The 17,956-nt window shown below is 45.8% G+C and carries 16 protein-coding genes; 8 read left to right on the top strand and 8 right to left on the bottom strand.

All coding sequences use genetic code 11. From position 1 onward, the window contains the following. Window positions 1-5: 5 nt before the first annotated feature. Complete coding sequence (locus P2W83_RS10615; protein ID WP_276133712.1) at window positions 6-1,238, bottom strand: TolC family protein; 1,233 nt, start codon at window positions 1,236-1,238, stop codon at window positions 6-8. 354 nt (window positions 1,239-1,592) lie between these two features. Here P2W83_RS10615 and P2W83_RS10620 point away from each other — a divergent pair, with 354 nt between their 5' ends. Together P2W83_RS10620 and P2W83_RS10625 are read left to right on the top strand one after the other, a co-directional pair. Then, window positions 1,593-2,465 (top strand): ABC transporter ATP-binding protein, encoded by an 873-nt coding sequence (locus P2W83_RS10620; protein ID WP_276133713.1) that lies wholly within the window; start codon window positions 1,593-1,595, stop codon window positions 2,463-2,465. A 20-nt stretch (window positions 2,466-2,485) separates the two neighbouring features. Then, complete coding sequence (locus P2W83_RS10625; RefSeq protein WP_276133714.1) at window positions 2,486-6,049, top strand: ABC transporter permease/M1 family aminopeptidase; 3,564 nt, start codon at window positions 2,486-2,488, stop codon at window positions 6,047-6,049. Between the two features lie 68 nt (window positions 6,050-6,117). On the opposite strand, the gene P2W83_RS10630 is transcribed toward P2W83_RS10625, so the two are convergent. Next, window positions 6,118-7,356, bottom strand: a complete 1,239-nt coding sequence (locus P2W83_RS10630; protein ID WP_276133715.1) for an epoxide hydrolase family protein — start codon at window positions 7,354-7,356, stop codon at window positions 6,118-6,120. Between the two features lie 353 nt (window positions 7,357-7,709). Here P2W83_RS10630 and P2W83_RS10635 point away from each other — a divergent pair, with 353 nt between their 5' ends. Then, window positions 7,710-8,324 (top strand): TMEM175 family protein, encoded by a 615-nt coding sequence (locus P2W83_RS10635; RefSeq protein WP_276133716.1) that lies wholly within the window; start codon window positions 7,710-7,712, stop codon window positions 8,322-8,324. 71 nt (window positions 8,325-8,395) lie between these two features. Then, window positions 8,396-8,983, top strand: coding sequence for an ankyrin repeat domain-containing protein (locus P2W83_RS10640; RefSeq protein ID WP_276133717.1), 588 nt, complete (start codon window positions 8,396-8,398; stop codon window positions 8,981-8,983). Window positions 8,984-9,006: 23 nt separating this feature from the next. On the opposite strand, the gene P2W83_RS10645 is transcribed toward P2W83_RS10640, so the two are convergent. From P2W83_RS10645 to P2W83_RS10655, 3 genes are all read right to left on the bottom strand, one after another. Continuing rightward, the gene (locus P2W83_RS10645) at window positions 9,007-9,798 is read right to left on the bottom strand and encodes a L,D-transpeptidase (protein WP_276133718.1); all 792 of its coding nucleotides are present in this window, start codon (window positions 9,796-9,798) and stop codon (window positions 9,007-9,009) included. 330 nt (window positions 9,799-10,128) lie between these two features. Continuing rightward, window positions 10,129-10,659 carry a DsbA family protein gene (locus tag P2W83_RS10650; RefSeq protein ID WP_276133719.1) on the bottom strand — a complete coding sequence of 177 codons (531 nt, stop codon included), beginning with the start codon at window positions 10,657-10,659 and terminating at the stop codon, window positions 10,129-10,131. Window position 10,660: 1 nt separating this feature from the next. Continuing rightward, complete coding sequence (locus P2W83_RS10655) at window positions 10,661-11,128, bottom strand: redoxin domain-containing protein (protein WP_276133720.1); 468 nt, start codon at window positions 11,126-11,128, stop codon at window positions 10,661-10,663. A gap of 158 nt (window positions 11,129-11,286) precedes the next feature. Between P2W83_RS10655 and P2W83_RS10660 the strand changes: the two genes are divergently transcribed. The 3 genes from P2W83_RS10660 to P2W83_RS10670 all read left to right on the top strand — a co-directional run bounded on the left by P2W83_RS10660 (window position 11,287) and on the right by P2W83_RS10670 (window position 13,962). Then, on the top strand, window positions 11,287-12,084 hold the full coding sequence (locus P2W83_RS10660; protein ID WP_276133721.1) for an alpha/beta fold hydrolase: 798 nt from the start codon (window positions 11,287-11,289) through the stop codon (window positions 12,082-12,084). Window positions 12,085-12,158: 74 nt separating this feature from the next. Further along, on the top strand, window positions 12,159-13,130 hold the full coding sequence (locus P2W83_RS10665) for an alpha/beta hydrolase (protein ID WP_276133722.1): 972 nt from the start codon (window positions 12,159-12,161) through the stop codon (window positions 13,128-13,130). Between the two features lie 157 nt (window positions 13,131-13,287). Then, window positions 13,288-13,962: an alpha/beta fold hydrolase gene (locus P2W83_RS10670; RefSeq protein WP_420831788.1), complete on the top strand. Its 675-nt coding sequence runs from the start codon at window positions 13,288-13,290 to the stop codon at window positions 13,960-13,962. A gap of 39 nt (window positions 13,963-14,001) precedes the next feature. On the opposite strand, the gene P2W83_RS10675 is transcribed toward P2W83_RS10670, so the two are convergent. The 3 genes from P2W83_RS10675 to P2W83_RS10685 all read right to left on the bottom strand — a co-directional run bounded on the left by P2W83_RS10675 (window position 14,002) and on the right by P2W83_RS10685 (window position 15,948). After that, window positions 14,002-14,394, bottom strand: a complete 393-nt coding sequence (locus P2W83_RS10675; protein WP_276133724.1) for a VOC family protein — start codon at window positions 14,392-14,394, stop codon at window positions 14,002-14,004. A gap of 30 nt (window positions 14,395-14,424) precedes the next feature. After that, on the bottom strand, window positions 14,425-14,952 hold the full coding sequence (locus P2W83_RS10680) for a hypothetical protein (RefSeq protein ID WP_276133725.1): 528 nt from the start codon (window positions 14,950-14,952) through the stop codon (window positions 14,425-14,427). A 93-nt stretch (window positions 14,953-15,045) separates the two neighbouring features. After that, entirely contained in the window at window positions 15,046-15,948 is a 903-nt protein-coding gene (locus P2W83_RS10685) for a tetratricopeptide repeat protein (RefSeq protein WP_276133726.1), read from the bottom strand. Between the two features lie 144 nt (window positions 15,949-16,092). Here P2W83_RS10685 and P2W83_RS10690 point away from each other — a divergent pair, with 144 nt between their 5' ends. After that, on the top strand, window positions 16,093-17,874 hold the full coding sequence (locus P2W83_RS10690; RefSeq protein ID WP_276133727.1) for a T9SS type A sorting domain-containing protein: 1,782 nt from the start codon (window positions 16,093-16,095) through the stop codon (window positions 17,872-17,874). Window positions 17,875-17,956: the final 82 nt, after the last annotated feature.

Below are 17,956 nucleotides of genomic sequence, written 5' to 3' on the forward strand. Positions count from 1 at the left end.
GTGCTTTACCGGTTCCAGTAATTTATCTGGTTAACTATCTTGAGTCTGCTGATCAGGTTCTGGTTCAGCAAATTTCTTGCTGCGAGGTAATTATTAATAGCCATAACGTGATCCGTTATTTTTACATCGCCTGTCTGCAGTTGTATTTCATTGGCTTCTATCAGCGTGCGGACATAACGTACCTGCTCTTGTATGCGCGGAACGAGGTCGTCTGTAGCATGCAGTTGCATATTCAATTGACGTATTTGCTGGTTGTACTGGTTTACATAGAAGTCACGATTAACCCTTCTTGATTGTTCCAGCAGGTTGATCTGGTTGTATCTCAATTGTTTCTGATGGTTGTCATAGATCGGCAACGTAATATTTACTCCGCCACTAACACCAAAATTCTTATATGGCTGAAAGGTCATTGTAGAATTATAGCCTGTATTGACGAATGTCCCGATCTTCGGTTTGTATTCGTAATCAATAAGTCGCTTTTCATTTTCCAGCCTCAGGCTGTCTGTTATATATCGTCGGAAGAAAACTGAATGGTAGAAATCAAATTGCGCGGTGTCGTTAATGCTCGGACGGGCTATTTTTTCAACGACCGTATCTACTATACCAGCCATATAATTCAATGTCAGGTAATCAGTAGTGTATTGCATAAGCGACTGAAGTAGCGTTAGTTGCTGTTGCTGAAAGGTTACATAAAAATTCAGGTAGTCTGTCTGCTTGTAAATACTGGCCTGTGTTAGTTTTTTAAGAATGACGTCCTCCTTTTTTAGCAGATCGTAGATCTCCCCATCGAATGTTACAGCAAGCTGGTCGCCGTAGGTAGTGATGTATTGTTCTGTGACTGTGCGCAAAAGGTCTTGTTCGCTCAGTGCAATGGTATCGTACAGGGAACGAGATTGCAAGGAAAAGGTACGATACTGCGTAGCCCTGTTATTCCGCGAAACGATATTTTTCGAAGCCTGTACAAGGGCAGACACCTGGGCAATATTGGTGATGGCTTCGTCGTAGCCATATCCAGCAATTATGGGGGCATAGCTGTTATTGCTGATAAAATCAACTCGCGTTCTCAGGCTTGCCCGAAGTATCATGCTGTCCAATTGCAATGACAATATCTGGTTGCGGTAGTCATTTAGTAATGGGCTGTTTTGTTTTGCCATCTCCAGGAAGTAATGGAGATCTTTTTCCTGTGCGGGGGAAATGAACGGCATTGAGATCACTACCATGAAAACAAGCATTTTCATGACCATCCTATTGCAGAAGCAACGAATTCTTAAAACAGCGTTCATGTAACACTTACTCATCTAAATAATTGTTCCGTGAGCGAGCAAGGTTTAGGCTTAGGGGCAAATAGTCGATGTCTGCCGGGTCAATTCATTGAATATCAATTAACTGAATCTCGCAGCAGTATACTAGCGTCTTCGGCTCGTAAGTCCATTGAAACAAGTACAGGTGAAGGTTTATTCACTCTGGCGAGGGGAATAAGACAGGGGCGTTTAGTGGTTTTCTCAGCTTTTTGCCTTTGTTATTAGATTCCGTCCTGTTTTTGTAACTTTTTCTCTCCGCACGCGATTAACTAACGTAACACTCTATAAAATATGAACTTGATCATCAACAACCTGACCAAACAGTATGGTAACGGCGTCATGGCGCTCAACAATGTTTCCCTGACCATAGACAAGGGGATGTTTGGTCTCCTGGGCCCTAATGGTGCCGGTAAATCATCTCTGATGCGCACTTTGGCAACATTGCAAGACGCCGACAGCGGTACCGTTATGCTAGGAGATATAGACGTGCTTGGCGAAAAAGAGAAAGTGAGAAAGGTACTGGGCTACCTTCCACAGGAGTTTGGTGTCTATCCGCGTACATCCGCCCTCGACCTGTTGGACTACCTGGCTGTGATCAAGGGATTCAGCAACAAGGCAGAAAGGAAAGAAATGGTACTGGGTCTGTTGCAGAAGGTAAACCTGTTTGAACACCGTAAGAAATCGGTCAGCTCTTTCAGCGGCGGTATGCGTCAGCGTTTCGGCATTGCACAGAGCCTGCTGGGCAACCCGAAATTGGTGATCGTAGACGAGCCTACGGCGGGCCTTGACCCGGGCGAACGCAACAGGTTCTATAATATCTTGAGTGAGATCGGAGAGAACGTTATTGTGATACTCTCTACCCACATTGTGCAGGATGTCCGGGAATTATGCACCAATATGGCCATAATGGACAAAGGCCGCGTACTATTCAGCGGCAGTACAGATGATGCACTATACCAGATAAAAGGTAAGGTATGGGAGAAACGCATCGCCAAAGAGGACCTGCCTCAGTACCAGGGAGGGTATAAAGTCATTTCCAATAAGCTTGTGGGCGGCATGCCGCTTATCCACGTGTTTTCAGAGGATCAAATGAGCGCTGGCTTTGCTCCCGCTGAAGAAAACCTGGAGGACGTATTCTTCGCCAAACTCAATGAACTTATCTAACCTCTAAACCCTTTAGAACTATGTGGAAGTTCATAACATACGAATGGAAATATTGGTTGCGCTCACCAATGACCTGGATATTATTCCTGATAAATGCAGCGCTGATATTTGGAGCAGTTTCTTCAGACAATATATCAATAGGAGGAGGCGTAGGCAATGTCTATAAGAATGCCCCTCATGCTGTTCAGAACTATTATGGCGTCATGTCGCTGATATGCCTGCTGATGACAACCGCATTTATGAATGCGACTGCCAACAGGGATTTTCAGTATAACATGTATCAACTTGTTTTCTCCTCTCCCATCAGGAAGCGCGACTACTTCTTTGGTAAGTTCATTGGAGCGGCCACGATGGCAGTAATACCATTGCTAGGCGTTTCTTTAGGCGCACTCCTGGGGCCACTAATGCCGTGGGTATCTCCCGAACGTTATGGACCTGTGGTTTGGTCTGGTCACTTGTGGGGGCTGGTCGGATTCGGGATCCCTAACATCTTCATAACCGGCGTATTACTTTTTTCCTTGTCCCTCATCTTTCGCAGCAATATCATTTCATTCGTAGGCGCTATAGGTATACTAGTGCTCTACGCCGTGTCGGCAGGTTTCACGAAGGATATCCAAAATGAATGGTTGGCAAATATTCTCGATCCGTTCGGCTTCAGGCCGCAAAGCCTGCTGTCAAAATACATGACCGTTAGTGAAAAGAATACGCACGCTATACCACTGCAAGGCGCCTTCTTATGGAACAGGGTGATCTGGATGAGTATTAGTGCGGTTCTACTATTTGTAATGTATTTCCGATTCTCCTTCAATACTCGGAAAGAAAAGGCAGCGAAACAAAAGATAAGCAAACAAGAAACATTTATAGCCACACAAAAAAGCTATCAACCCGCTATGGCTGGTTCTTTCTCGTTGTCTGCTTTGCTGTACCTGGTGCGGTTTGAAGTTAAATCTATAATCAAACACCCCACATTTATCATTATAGCAGCCATTGGCGCTATCAATCTCATTGCTGCCCTGACAAGCTTCACCGGAAATTATGGAGCCACGCAATATCCCGTGACGTACGACGTAGTAGATAGCATCCGTGGGTCATTCTATCTTTTTCTCATAGCGATTATCACTTTCTATTCCGGTGTACTGGTTTGGAAAGAGCGTGATGCAAAGATCAACGAGATACAGGATTCTACACCTGTAAAGACAGGTATGCTGTTTACTTCAAAGCTGGTAGCTATGATCATCACAGTGGCTATTGTACTGGCGGGTACCATCGTGATCGGCATGATAGCGCAACTGTGCTATGGATACACCCGTCTGCAGGCTGGAGTATATATTAAATCGCTGCTGATAATGGATATGCTCAACTTTACGTACCTCGTTATTGCAGCGCTTTTCTTTCACTATCTTATCAACAACAGGTACGTCGCCTATTTCGCGTTTATCGCGTTTGTTATTGTAAATACGTTTATCTGGTCGGTGCTGGAAGTGGAAACCAACATGGTCGATTTTGGTTCGACCCCGAACGTTATCTATTCAGACATGAATGGCTTTGGGCCGTTCACAACCACTGTGGTTTGGTTTAATATTTATTGGTCTCTGTGCGTGCTATTGGTGTCGTATGTTATCTACGCGTTTTACATAAGAGGCAGGGAGAATGCTTTTGCAGCGCGTGTTAAATACGCGGGTCATGTTTTGCGAAGGAATCTAGCGATAGTCTCTGTTGCAGCAATAGCATTCATTGCCTGCTCAGGATTTGTTTTCTATAACACCAAAGTGCTTAATACGTATGAATCATCTGATGAGACAGAAAGAAAGCAGGTAGACTATGAGAATAAATATAAGAAGTATGAAGGTGCGGCCCAGCCTCGCTGGTACAGTTTCGATTATCATATAGACCTTGAGCCTTATGAGCGAAACATGAAGGTAATGGCGAACGCATGGGTGCGGAACATCTCCGGCAAGCAAATTTCGGAGATATACTTTAACCTGCCCGAGCATGGCGAAGACTTGAAGATCACGGTACCGGGCAGTAAAGTAAAATCCGACGACAAACGGTTGAAGTTCCGCATCGTGGCACTTGACAAGCCGATGCAACCCGGCGATTCGCTACCTGTGCAAATAAGCTTCGAAGCGCTAAGCCGCGGGTTTGAGAATGAGGTCAGCTTTAAACAGCTAACTCAAAACGGTACGTTCTTCAATAACTATGACATCATGCCGTCGATCGGTTACAGCGCCTCAGGCGAATTGTCAGACAAGAACAAGCGGAAGAAATATAAATTACCTGTGAGACGTCGTGCTCCCCTGCTAAATGAGAACGATATGGTTGCAAGGAGCAACAACTATGTCATCAGCGATGCCGACTGGGTCACTATCAATACGGTGATCAGTACAGCAAAAGACCAGGTAGCAGTTGCGCCGGGTAGCCTGGTGCGTAGTTGGGAGCAGAATGGCAAGCGCTATTTCAATTACAAGCTCGATCAGCCGTCGCTTAACTTTTACTCCTTCATATCGGCAAAATATGAGGTAGCCCGCAAAAAATGGAACGGTATAGACATCGAAGTGTATTATCACAAAGAGCACGGATACAATGTGCCGAACATGCTCAACAGCATTGAAAAATCGCTAGATTATTATACTACCAACTTTGGCCCTTACTATCACAAACAAGCGAGGATCATAGAATTCCCACGCTACTCTTCTTTTGCACAGGCTTTCCCGGGCACTATGCCATATAGTGAAGGTATCGGTTTTATTACCGACCTGCGTGAAGTGACAAAGGACGATATCGATTTCGTGTTTTATGTAGTGGCGCATGAAATGGGGCACCAGTATTGGGCACACCAGCTGTGTGGCGCCAACATGCAGGGCAGCGAAATGATGAGCGAAGGTTTTGCGCAGTACTCGTCGCTGATGGTGATGGAGAAAGAGTACGGCAAGGATAAAATGAAGCAGTTCCTGAAATACGAAATGGACGGATACCTGCGTGGAAGAAGCCGCGAGTTTGAGGCAGAACGTCCTATCATCAAAACCGAATCGCAACAGTACATACACTACCAGAAGGCTAGCGTGGTGCTGTATTACGTTAAGGAAATGATCGGTGAGGATAAAGTAAACCTGGCGATGCGGTCATTGATAAACGATCATGCATACAAGCAGCCTCCTTACCCTACCGCCTTATCAGCTCTTAGAGCCTTCAGGGCAGTAACTCCGGATAGCCTGCAATATGTAGTAACCGATCTGTTTGAGAATATTACGCTGTTCTCTAATCGTGTAACTGATGCCAGCTATACCAAAGTTGGCGACCAGTATAAAGTGGAGATCAAAACGATCTCAGAAAAATACTATTCCGACTCACTGGGTAAAGAAACCACTGCGCCAATGAATGACTTCATCGATATCGGTGTATTTGCCGAAGCCAAAGACAAAAAGGGCATTGGCAAACCACTGGCTATGCAGCGTGTTCGCTTGAATAAGCGGGACAATGTTTATACTTTCTACGTAACGGAAAAACCTTACCAGGCGGGTATAGATCCCTACAACTACCTGGTTGATCGTTTACCGGATGATAATGTGAAACGGATAAATTAAAGAAGTTGTTATAGTAAAAATGGCTCCCTCACTGGGAGCCATTTTTTGTTGATCATCTTCCGATTCACTCAGCGCACAGATTTGAATGCTTTACGAAGTTCTTCCGAAAATATCTTCGGTTGTTCCCATGCCGCAAAGTGTCCACCTTTGTCCACCTTGTTGTAGTACACAAGATTAGGATACGACTTTTCTACCCAGTTTTTAGGTGCCGCATATATCTCATCGGGAAAGACACTTACCGCCGTAGGTACGTTGGGATTCATTGGCACAAAAAAGGCAAGCTTGTTTTCCCAATACAGGCGGGCTGTGGAAACGGCAGTGTTTGTTACCCAGTAAAGTGTTATGTTATCCAGAACATCATCTTTTGAAAGTCCTTCGCTCTTGCCATCAAACACCCGGGCTATCATCTTATAGCTTTCAATATCATGGTCGAGTATCCAGGCAGCCAGCCCAACAGGTGAATCCATAATCCCGTACATCGTCTGCGGACGGCAAGCCATTTCGATAGCATATCCCAGACCACGGTTAAAGAAATAGAAAAGCTGATCGTATGCGTGGCTCTCCTCCGCCGAAAGGCCTGATGGTAGAGGTTGTCGGGAAACGACAGCTTGCAATATCTCACCTGGCACCGCCGAAGGCATGTTGATATGCACACCGGCCAATTCGGGTGGTGCCTGCACACCCATTTGTTCAGCTATCAATGCTCCCCAGTCGCCGCCCTGTGTTACGTATTTTTTGTAACCTAAGCGTGTCATCAGGACGTGCCAGGCCTTTGCCATGCGCACACCATCCCAGCCGGTTTCTGTTGGCTTACCCGAGAAGCCATAACCTACCATTGACGGAATAACCACATCGAACGCGTCCTCAGCCTTGCCTCCATGCGCAACTGGGTCCGTCAGCGGTTCAATTACCTTTAGCATTTCTATGATCGATCCGGGCCAGCCATGAGTTAAAATGAGCGGCAGCGCATTCGGTTCTTTAGATCTTACATGAATAAAGTGAATATTAACACCGTCAATATTTGTCAGGAAATTGGGTAAAGAATTCAGCCTCGCTTCCACCTTACGCCAATCATAGTCTGTTGCCCAATATTTGGCCAGCGCCTTCATCGTTGTTAATTGCACCCCTTGTGAAGGATCGTTAACTAATTCCTTTTCAGGAAACTTTGTCGCCTGTATGCGGCGACGCAGGTCGTCGAGATCAGATTGCTGAATATGAACCTCGAACTGGCGGATCTCCTCGCCCGATAGAGGTTTGTCATGTCCGTTGCCGCCAGCTGTTGTTGGGGTTACCAGATTTTTTTCCATAGTTTTTGTTTGTTTTGAGATTGTTGAACCGATCTTAGTAGGCGACAAGGTTCAGGCAATTCGTGGTTGCCTCCAAGAAATAAGGTTGCCTGCTTGCCAAGAGAAGTGAATGTTGGCGCATGTTTTTCTTTCAGTCAAAATGCGGCAAAAAATATGGAGCGGACGCACAGCGATTTATCCTGATAGACAAATTCCGCCAACGCTATCAACATAAAATATCTCACTTCATAAGCTGGTCAGTTTGCAGGTCAAAGAAATTCATGGCAAGCTTAATTCATAGCATCCTTATGAATCTGCTAGCTTTATAGGACTATACTAGTAACACGCAAACGTTTTCGATAAAACACAAAACGGTGGAATCGAGGCAAATAACAATACCAGTTTCAAGGCTGGAAATGTTCAGCGATGCCGTGATTGCGATCATTATCACTTTGATGATCCTTTCAATTGAAATACCCTCAATTGAAGCATCTGATTCTTCGGGCGTTGTGTGGGAAAAGCTGTCAGGAATGTTGCAACCTGCTGCATCCTATCTTTTAAGTTTCATTATAGTGGGTGTACTTTGGGTGAACCATCACCAATTTTTGCGGCAGGTAAAGCAGGCGGATCGCAATTTACTCTGGTTCAATTTACACCTGTTGTTTTGGCTAAGCTGGGTACCTATCCCCACCAACCTGTTAGGACATAGCATTCATCGCCCCGAGTTTATGGTACTGTATGGTTTTGTCATGTTTATGTGTCTCCTGGCTTTTCTTTTAATGCGGTTGTATGTAGAAAGGGCTAACTTATTTATCGAAAATATTTCCCCGAGACTAAAAAAGCAATCAAGGACAAAGCTGATAGTGTGCACGGGCCTGTATTTAGTAGCCATTTTTGCCGGTTATATATCCGTGTACGTATCAATATTCATTTTTGTTGCAATTGCCATTGCCTATTTCTTTCCGTCCAAAATTGAGATCCAACAATAGGCTGACACTTTTTTTGTGTTCGTCAATCAAAATCCAATAACATTGCAGAAGATCGAACAACTTGCAAGAACATGTCGCAACAGCAAAATATAATTGACCTCATAAACAGGAACAACGTTGAAGGCGTTAAAACAGCACTGCAAGACGGAACGGATGTAAACACTCAAGATGATAACGGCCGTTCGCTACTTCTGTTGGCTACAATAAACAGCCAGCTAAGCATGGCAAAGATGCTGGTAGAGCACGGCGCTGATGTTAACCTGCAGGATGCTATTAACGACAGTCCTTTCCTGTTTGCCGGCGCCAGCGGACAAACTGAAATGCTTAAGCTGTACTTGACAAACGGAGCTAGATTCGATCTGTTCAATCGCTATAACGGCACAGCTTTGATCCCCGCCTGCGAACGTGGTCATGTAGAAACTGTAAAGCTGCTGGCTAATACAAAAGGATTTCCTATCAACCATATCAATCGCCTTGGCTGGACAGCTTTGTTAGAAGCAGTAGTTCTGGGTGATGGCAGCAAAGAGTACCAGGACATTGTTCAAATACTGAAAGACGCCGGCGCAGACCTCAACATCGGCGATCTCGACGGCACAACAGCTCTCGAGCATGCCCGTAAAAGTGGGTTTAGCGAGATAGTGAAAATACTTGAAGCGTAAGGCTTGTTGTTAAGCCCGTATCCTTACGGTTTTACTGTAACCCAGGTGTTCCCCAATCCATACTGCTTAACCAGCTCGGTAAAAACTTTTGCATTGTCAGGATGCAGCCGGATACAACCATGCGATGCACGAATGCCTAACCTGCGAAAATTGCCTGGCGTAGTACCATGTATAGCATAACCACCCTTTACAAATACTGCGTAGGGCATATTGCCTAACCCTTTGTAATTACCACCGGGGAATTTCTTTGATGTGTATTTGGTAAATATCGGCCCGGAAGGACGAACGCTAAAACTCGGCGTTTCGCGGCCTTTTATGCCTGTTGAGACAGGGTAGGTGTCAACCAGCTCTCCGTCCACGTACAAATGCAGAACCTGCTCCGATTTGTCTACCTCTGCATACAGGGGGCATTCTTGTTGCCTGCAACCACCACCGGCGCGAAATCCATAGCGAAACGCGCGCAGAGCTGAAAGGTTTGCCTGTACGGCTTTTTGCAATGGCAGGGAGTTCTTTGCGACAGCTGCCTCTTCCTCTTTCCAGTTCGACTCCAGCCGCTCAAAAAATCCGCTAGTCGAATCTCTGCCTGGAACAAAATTTTCGTCATCAAGACAGTTCTCGGCGTCACATACATCTCCTTTATCGGTATTCAATACCGAGTCTTTAAAATGCTGATAATTGAAACTCGTATGTCTACTGTTCTTAGGCTGCTCGTTGCATGAAGACAGCGCGCCCATATAGATCAAAGCAGCCACAAATAAGATGACTGGCTTTAACTGAATTTTTACACGTTGGTACGCAATGGATCTATTTATCATCTTTCAATTTTCTTTTGGTGGTCATAGAGTTAGTTATTTACCATGTATAAACCATTTGGTTGTAACACAGAAGTTGATCGCCTGAACGACAGGACTATTACCTGCTATTCAGTTCATTAAGGGCAGTAACAATCGCGCCAACGCATGAGCTGCTTTGGCCAATTCCCTGTTAATCAACTTGCATCGTCCGGTGTATTCCCTTTGTCTCTGTGCCATACATTAGATATCGCATAGTAGATGAGGATCACGAAGAGGACGGCTAGTGCAATTGGTATTTCAAGCATAACTAATTGATTTTAGAGTTTTTGTTTTCTGTCGTAACATATATACTTAGCTAACAAGGTTTAACGCCCGGAGATTTTTTAAAAAGATTTCACCGTCCTGCCAACTGTCCTTATATTTTTCACCATTTACAAAAAATGTTGGTGTGGCGTTTACACCGCTGCGCATGCCGCCGTAGAAATCAGACTCTACTTTTTTTGCCAGTTGCGCATCATCCATGTCGGCTCTGAATTTCTCTATATCTAATTCCAGTTGCTGGGCATATTCTATAAGCTGGGTTGTGTGCAGTCGCTTTTGATGCTCGAACAACAAGTCATGCATTTGCCAGAATTTATCCTGCCGGGCCGCAGCCTCCGATGCTATCGCTGCCTGTTTTGCCTGCGGATGTGTTTTGCTCAGTGGAAAGTTGCGGTAAATAAATCTGAGGTCATTCCCAAGTTGGGTCTGTATCCACTTGATGATGGGGTAGGCCTGCCCACAAAACGGACACTGGTAATCGCCATACTCTAAAAGCTCGATAGGTGCATTGGCATTGCCAAATGCATGATCGGTTTCGGATATGGGAAATTTCAAAGGCATGCTAAACAGGTTGGTTTTCGAGTGATTCTAAGGCATCCAATATTCCATCTGCGCCCGGGTTGATGCCCACGGGCGACAAGTACGTCCATCGAATGATGCCTTCCTCATCTAATACATACAGCGCCCTCTTGCATTCGCCAATTGTTTCATCGTATACTTCATAAGCCTTTGCTACTGCGCCTTTTGGCTCAAAGTCAGCAGCCAGCGGAAAGTGCAGGTTACGATCGGTGCTGAATGCATTGTGACACCATTTACCGTCTACGGATATGCCTACAAGCTGTGCGTTGAATTTGGAGAAATACTCAAGCATTTCATTATAAAGAGCCATCTGGTCACCGCAAACAGGACTCCAGTCGGCGGGGTAAAATGCAAGCACCACCCGCTTTCCCTTCAGCTCGCTCAGGCTGAGTTTTTGGTCGGGGGTTGTGTACAGTGTAAAATCGGGCGCTCGGGTTCCAACTGCCAGCATATAGGCGCTTTACTGGTTTACGCAAAAAAATCGTGCTGTCAGCTTACTGCCGGGTAAATAGATGTGCTTCAATACTTAAGGCATGATTTTGCAGCTTGTTCTGCTAGATTTTTTTAAAGCATGTCGAAATGCGATAGTTCATCCTAAAACTGTGAAATATGAAGAAAGATTTTCGTTTCAAAACTCTGCTTGCCACCTTTGCCAGCGCAGCAGCTGCGCTGTTGATATCGGCAACACCAATGAAAGCACAACCTGTGGTGAAAAATATAGTCCTGGTACACGGTGCATTTGCTGATGGCTCAGGTTGGAAGGACGTATATGAAGAGCTGGTGAAAGACGGCTACAGCGTGAGCGTAGTTGGCAACCCTAATACAGGTTTGGAAGAAGACGTTGCTGCAACCAAACGAGTACTAGATCGGCAGAATGGCCCGGTGATATTGGTTGGTCACTCTTACGGTGGAATTGTTATTTCTGAAGCGGGAAATGATCCCTCTGTGGCTGGATTGGTATATATCGATGCATTTGTTCCCGAGAGTAACGAGTCCGCTGTAGAACTACTAAAAAAATTACCCGAGGCTCGAAACTCGGGCGTATTGCCTCCTGACAAGGACGGCTATGTTTGGTACGATAAAGCAAAATTCCATTCAGGCTTTTGCAATGAACTCAGCGACGACAAAGCCGGATTTATGGCCAACTCGCAAGTACCTGTGAATGGATCTGTATTTACTGCAACCATCAGCAACCCTGCCTGGAAAGTAAAACCCAGCTGGTATGTGGTAGGTACTGAAGACCAGACCATCCCGGCCGACGGGCAGAGGTTTATGGCTAAACGTGCAGGCGCTATTACCACAGAGGTTGTGGCCAGCCACGTATCGTACATAACAAAGGCCAAACACGTGGTCAAAGTGATCGAGTCTGCATCTAAAGATGCTTATAAAGTGACTGTACAGAAGTAAAAATAAATAACACACATTTTGTTGGTGCCGGGCGATCTTGCCCGGCACTTTAAATTCCTAAACTCAAAAATACCATGCAAAAAGCACCACATTATTTAAACGACTCGCATCTTTCACCTGAAGTGAAAGAGTTCTTAAAACCGTTGAATGCTGGCGGCCCGGGATTGGAAACGTTGTCGAAGCAGGATGCGCGAGATGTGCTGATCAATGCGCAACGTTCGGTTGCGGTAGATGTGTCCGGTATTCGCGAAGCAGAAAAAAACATTACGGCTGATGGATATACGATAAAGCTGAATATCGTCAAACCACTGGAGTTAAAAGAGAAATTGCCTGCATTCATTTTTATTCATGGTGGTGGATGGATCTTGGGTGACTATCCAACGCACCGGCGGCTGGTGCGCGATCTCGTTGTGGAGTCCGGTTATGTCGCGGTGTTTGTTAACTATACGCCGTCACCCGAAGCGCACTACCCACAAGCTATTAATGAGATCTATGCAGCGACAAAATGGGTGGCTGAGCATGGCAGCGAAATAGGTGTAGACGGCCGAAAGCTGGCAGTAGTGGGCAACAGCGTGGGGGGAGATATGACGGCTGCCACCTGCCTGATGGCAAAAGACAAAGGCGGGCCCGAAATACAGTTGCAGATCATGATGTGGCCCGTGACGGACTCCAGCTTCACCCAGCCCAGCTATGAAGAATATGGCGAAGAACGCTTTCTTACAGCGGCTGCAATGAAATGGATGTGGGACCAGTACACCACAGATCCTGCGCAACGCAAGGAGATATACGCTTCACCATTGAATGCAACTACAGACCAATTACGTGGTCTTCCACCGGCGCTTATCCAAGTGGCGGAAAACGATATACTTAGAGAAGAAGGCGAGGCCTATGGTCGTAAGCTGGCCGAAGCTGGCGTGCCGGTGACTGCAGTGCGATACGATGGGGTCATACATGATTTCGGAATGCTCAATGGCCTTGCTAATATTCCGCAAACAAGATCGCTGATACTTCATGCAGCAGCAGAGTTGAGGAAACACCTTCAGTAAAAATTTGTTCCATGTGAATGATCATTACATAACTCTGTTAATACCTAACCATGCAAAAAATTAGCTCAAAATCAATTGTGTTTATCGCTGGCTCTTTTGTAAGCAACAATGTTGGGATGAATGGCGCTCCTGGTTTGAAGCCAAAGGATATACAACAGTGGCGCCTCCCTGGCCATACAAAGAAGGTGACGTGAAAGAGCTTAGACCAAAGCATCCAGCTAATAACAAAGGGCTTGCACGTCTGACACTCAAAGAGCTCAAGCAGCACTATGCAAATATCATCAGGTCACAACCGGAAAAACCCATAGTGATCGGGCACTCCTTCGGTGGCATGTTGACACAATTGATGCTGAACAACGACCTTGCCGCAGCTGCAGTTGCTATCCATTCGGTTCCACCAATGGGCGTGCTTCCTTATGAATTTTCGTTCCTAAAGTCGGTCTGGAAATCGCTGGGATTGTTTACCTCTCTTGACGAGACCTATCTGATGTCCTTCAAAGACTGGCAGTATGCATTTGTCAACGATCTGCCTCTTGATATACAAAAGGCTGCCTACGAAGCACTGACCATACCAGAGTCGAAGGTGGTTTCGAGAGGAGCGCTGACTAGTGAAGGAAAAGTAGATTTCAGTAAGCCTCACGCTCCTCTACTGATGATCGCAGGCGAAAAGGATCATATAACACCGGTGCACTTGAACAAACGCAATTTTCATGCTTATCATACGCCAGGGTCTGTAGTCGATTTCAAATTATATCCCAACCATAACCATTTTGTGTTGGGGCTTCCCGACTGGCGGGATGTAGCTACTTACGTCCACGATTGGCTGAATTGAATTATTGGAGACATCTTTAGAAAGTGGTGTCAGGTATTATCACCTGACACTATTTTTTATCCTCCATGGTGGATCTTTCCTGTTGTCGCCTGCGTAGTACAATATCAGCTGATTGCCGTTGGGGTCTTTTAACCGTGCTTCACGCCATAGCCAGGGCTTGTCGTTGGGCATTTCGTCTATAGCAATTCCGTTTGTTATGAGCTTTGCCACCAGTGCATCCAGCCGCTCTGTTTCAAAGTAGATCCAGATCCCATTCTCTGCTGGCGGCAGGCTATCTACTCTGTGCACCGAAAACGTTGCGTCGCCATCAGGGCATTCGAAACGCGCATAATGCCTTTGCGAGTGCACGATGAGGTGTAAGCCTAGTAACGTATAAAAGCGAATAGAAGCTTCTACATCAAGCACGGGCACAGTTACCTGGTTCAGGTTCATGCAATAAAGTTATAGAGTGGGGAAGGAGTGTTATTTCTCCCTGTAGGCAATTGCAGTGAGTATCAGTAGTACAATGCACGCCCAGTTGGATAGAATGAACGTAAAGCCTACAAACATGGTATAGTAACCACTCAGCATACGATGCGTATAGTTCATAACCGCAGCGTTGCTCATTTGCTCGCCTTGTTGATTATGGATATACATCTCTGTGTCGATATCGACATGCACCAGCAGCATACGCACGAAGGCTACGCCGAGCAGTATCAGGCCAAACAGGTTGTATACGGGGTATTTCATCGTCGCGATAGCGGGCAGGGCATTATACAACTTAGGAAACATTGCAAACAGTATCGCCATGGTAACAAAACCAAGGCTCAGTAGTTTGCACAGCCTGCTTTTCTTCACCTGGCGAAAATCTTCTTCGCTCAGTGAGGCAAGTGTGCCATTGATAGCGGGGTTATGTTTTCGGATCTCTGCACCTATGACATTAACCAGGTAGTAGGCAAACACAAACGCCAGCAACGGCTGGCCAATAGCGGAATCAACTAGATACTTCATTTACGATATGGAAGTTAATAAAAAACTCCAAAAAATGACACGCCTGTTCGACGGATAGTAATAATTTAACTTTGAGCAGGGTGGATATGCAGTCTAACCGCCCGACCGGATAAGGCCTTTCTTCTTCAAATCCTCATATAGAGCATTGTATTTGTCTCGCGCAAGTGAGGCTTCCTTTTCCTTTCCGGCCCTGCGTAAATAGTTTATACTCTGCGTATAGAAGACTATCCGGTCGCGCCAAAAGTACTTTTCATTGAGCAGGGCCAGGTTTTCATTATAGGCCGTTTCAGCAGGTGCTAAGTTGTTAGCCGCCAGGCCAATTTCAATTGCGAGGTTATTCAGCTCAAACAATCTTGAACTGTCTTTAATACGCCAGTAGTTCCGGGCCATATCAATATACTTCATCGCGCTATCGTACTGCCCCCGGTATTGGTGAACGATGGCCAGGTTATGCCAGCTAACAACAACTCCATTCTCATAATTCCCGGCCCGGTACAGCGCTATGGCCGTGTCTATCGTTCGTTTGGCCTGTACACCGCGGTTTATCTTACCCTGGAGTAGCCCCAGGTATTTATACATATTAGCCATTTGAAGGGTGTCGTTCAGCTCTTTCCATGTTTCCAGTGCCTGCTCGGCGTAGGGAATTGCCTCGGCTATACTGAATTTCCCTTCGTCGTGTGCAAAGGCAAGATTTTGCAGCACTATAGCCCTGTTGGGCTTGTCGTTCAGTATAGTATAATAGCTTACCGCCTGGCGGAAATGATGAATGCTTTTGTCGGGATCGGGTATGAAGTAGTAGTCGCCTAATTTTTTATTTATCAAGGCCTGGGTAGCCATGTCGCCGGCAGCCAGTGTATCCGCTTTGTGTAATAAAGCGGCGTATTCGCTCTTGTTCTTTTTTGTTTCTGCCTGTTGTAGCAATTGTTTTACATGTGGCGACTGACCGTACGCCGCGTGGACTATGTGTAGAAGGGTTATTAACGTTATAAGTCGCACGATGTTTTTGTTTGTAATGAAAATACAAAAATCTGCTTAATATCAGTCTATTATGGAAGAGCTGGTGTTTTTGCCCAATAGCATTGATACTCAATGGCATCAATTTTTTGTTGTGTTCGCGGGACCTTAAAAATTTTCCTGCTTATGAAAAAATCTACTCAAACTTTTTTGAAAGGGCTTGCCGTTGCGTGCCTTGTAGCGATTGGTGGCAATGCCGGCGCTGCGAATTATGTCGCTACTACTACAGGGGCATGGACAAGCGGCTCTACCTGGCTTGGTGGCGTAGCTCCCTCTACAAACGTCACAAGTGATAATATTACAGTCAATGGGAGTGTGATCGTTTATCTCGATCAGAATGTGTCGATCAGCGGAACGTCAAGTCTTAATGTTATCGGTCAGCTGAATTCAACGGCCGGTCAGGATCTGTATGTGACCAACGGTGCGACCTTTACAGGCGCCGGATCGGTGAATGTGGATAGCCTCGTACTCGGCGGCACTTCTGCAGTGCTGGGCTCAACGGGCAGTATCAACGCGCGCGCATTGACGTCGCTGGGCCTGGCTGTAGCCAGTGGTGCGTCTATTACTGCAAGTGAATCTGTGAAGTTGGCTGCTGGCCTTTTGAATCTTACCAGTGGTACATTCACATTAAACAACAATGGTAAGGTATATGTTGCAGGTGGACAGGCCGGCGTTGGTGGTACTGCCATTGTGAACCTCAATACTTACGATGTACACTACATAGAAACAAGTGCGAACGCTGGTATTGAGCTCTATGCCAGTGGGGTAAGGAATGTATACATCGACGTACCTGCCGCCGATAGTGTTTTGCTAACAGCAAACTGGACACTCGACGATACATTGTGGCTTAACTCGGGAAAGTTTGTTCTGAATGGTAATAACGTAACGATAGGCGGAAATGGTACTGTCGGTGCTGGCGGGTCGGGCACTATTAGTTCTACCCAATCGTCCAGTATCCTTATTACCTCAAACAACAGCTTTTTGGGTAGCCTCAATTTTACTCCCAACGCAGATGTGGTGAACACGCTATTAATAAATTTCGCCAATAGCAATGCTACCGTAAAACTCGGTTCAGATCTGAATATATATACCAACCTGCTGTTGACAAATGGAAAGCTTGACCTTGATGGTAATTTCCTCGCGCTTGGCACAAGCGCTTCAGTGACAGGTGGATCTTCAGCAAGCTACGTGATCACCTCTGATGATGGCGGTATGAGCATGGATGTACCTGCAGGAACAACAGGTACTTTCATGGTAGGCACTGCGGCTAATTTTGCGCCGATCGCGGTAACGGCTAATCCGGGCAGTGCCGGCGGTGTTACCAGTGTTGGTGTAAATACAGGATTGCAATCGGGCATATTTGTTGGTACTGACCTGGCGCTCACACAACCTGTAGTAAATGCAACTTGGGTTGTAGCGACCGATGCAACTACAAATGTGAACATGAATATTGCTCCTATGTGGAGCCCGGCTATGGAGGTGAATGGTTTTAATCGTACAGAAGCCTTCGTTTCGGCTAATACAAACGGTACCTGGGATGTAATGCCTGCCGGCGCAGCCACGGCTTCAGGCAGCTTGTACACTATGACGCGTTCTAATGTAACCTCAGATATCGGCGCTTATTCGGTAATGGATAAAGATGCTGTGAACAGCGTGGAAGAGGTAAAAGCTGACAAGGGCTTTGTACTATATCCTAATCCCGTTGTTAATACGCTGTATTTTAAAATGGCTGCAAGCCTGAATGCGCCAATGCAGGTGAATATTTATGATCTCGCCGGTCACCTGGTGAAGACGGCTGTTGCTAATGCGTCGAATGGTGTATCTGTTGCAGACCTGCCTTCAGGCTTTTATACAGCACAATTCAACTCAGGCGATCATAAAGCCACCGAAAAGTTTGTGAAACAATAATAGTTATCATGGTTTATTAAGGTAAAAATAAAGAGCGACCTATCGAGGCCACTCTTTGGTTTTAAAAACAGAAATGGCAGTG

Origin of the sequence: Polluticoccus soli (assembly GCF_029269745.1) — a bacterium.
Lineage (GTDB): Bacteria > Bacteroidota > Bacteroidia > Chitinophagales > Chitinophagaceae > Polluticoccus > Polluticoccus soli.